Raw genomic sequence first — 1,632 nt, 5'->3', positions numbered from 1 at the left:
GCTCTGGACACCCCGCTCTGGACCCCCAGGTCTTCGACCGCGGCCACCGGGGCGGGGGGGGGGGGCGCCGGCGGGGCGGGGGGGGGGGGGGGGGGGGGGGGCCCGGCGGCCGCGGGGGGGGGGGTCGGGACCGGCGGGGCGGACGACCACGGGCTGGCCGCCGGCTGGGTGGCCGACCACGACGGGGCCACCGGCGGCGGGGTCTCGTAGGTCGGCTCGTCGTCCTCGGTGCCGAACCGGTACTCGCCGCTCTTCTTCTCCGTCGCCGCCTTGGTGTTCCAGCCGCCGGCGGCCTTCTGCGCCTTCTCGTTCGCCTCGATCCGCTCGACGATCTTCTGCGCCACCTGGCCCTGCTTGGCGAAGCTCGCGCCCGCCTGCTCCTTCGCCTCACGGGTCCGGCGCTCCCGCAGCTCACGCCGGTCGGCGTGCTCCCGCGAGATCTGGTCCATGCGGCTCATCGCCGCGGCCAACCTGTCCGACGAGACGCTCATCGGCCCTCCTCACCCAGCACACCCTGGACGCGGCTGAGGCTGACGTCGTCGTCGAACAGCGACCCGGTCGTGCGCCACTGCCCGGGACTGCTGCGCTCGTTGTCGCCGCCACCCTGCTGACCGCCGCCACCGGGCATGCCGCCACCCATCATCCCGCCGCCCATCATGCCGCCACCGACGGCGGAACCGCCGGGCTGCGCGGCGGACTGGGACTCCTGCATCGACGGGAGCGTGGCGGAACCCGCCTGGCCCGCCTGCGACGCGTTCGTGTCCGACGCGAGGCCGTGGTCGGCGGAGTCGGCCGGGGGGCTGCTCCACGTGTTGTCCGAACCGGATGGCGAGCCACCCAGCACGGAGTCCGCGCCGTTGAAGCCCGAACCGCCGCCGCCGAACACCGACGCGCCGGACGTCGCCGTGGAGCCCTCGGTGTTGTAGTGGGCGGGACCGCCGTCGAACGAGGCCGCCTGGCCCTGGAACGCCTGGCCCTCGAACGCCTGCGGCTGGAACGGCTGGGGCTGGAACGACTGCCCGGACGGCGCCTGGAACGCCGACGGGTCGGTGAAGCCACCGCCGACCGCGGCACCGACGGGTGCGCCGGCGCCGCCGACGAACGCCGGGTTGTCCGGGGCGGCGATCGGAGCGGCCTGCGGCTCGGTGAAGCCACCCGCGGCGGCACCGGCGTCGGCGGGCACCTCGGTGAACTGAGGCTCGGTGAAGCCGCCCGAGGCCGCGCCGGCACCGACGTCGGCGGCCGGGACCTCGGTGAACTGCGGCTCGGTGAACCCGAGGCCCTGGTCGGGCGCGGGCATGGTGGTGACGTCCGCCGGGGCGAACGGCTCCGACCCGACGCCACCGGGGGAAGCGTCGGCGGGCAGCGGCACGGCGTCGTCCAGGCCGGGGATGGTCGGCGTCTCACGGGCGCCGGAGTCGGGGGTGTCCTCGCCGAACTCCACGCCGTACTGCTCGGGCGTGCCGTCGCCGTTGTCCACGGTGAGGTTGATCTCACCGGTCAGCGGGTCGACCTCGGCGGTGATCGCCAGGCCGTCCAGCTCGATCAACGCCTTGCCGTCGGCACCGGCCTCGACCGGGATCGCGCCGTTCTCGCCCGAGCCGCCCTCGGCCGCGAACGCCGCGCCGGGTC

At 75.9% G+C, this 1,632-nt stretch carries 1 protein-coding gene and 1 pseudogene; both read right to left on the bottom strand.

Features of this window, described 5'->3' with window-relative positions:
* On the bottom strand, window positions 1–491 hold a 491-nt coding region (locus tag AB0G02_RS39160; RefSeq protein ID WP_360805258.1), incomplete at its 3' end, for a hypothetical protein.
* A pseudogene (locus AB0G02_RS39155) lies at window positions 488–1,632 on the bottom strand (hypothetical protein); the annotation flags it as partial. The pseudogene AB0G02_RS39155 and the gene AB0G02_RS39160, both read right to left, overlap by 4 nt.

The organism is Actinosynnema sp. NPDC023658 (assembly GCF_040639995.1).
In the GTDB taxonomy this organism is placed as follows: Bacteria; Actinomycetota; Actinomycetes; order Mycobacteriales; family Pseudonocardiaceae; genus Actinosynnema.
This window is presented reverse-complemented; position numbering and strand designations above follow the sequence as displayed.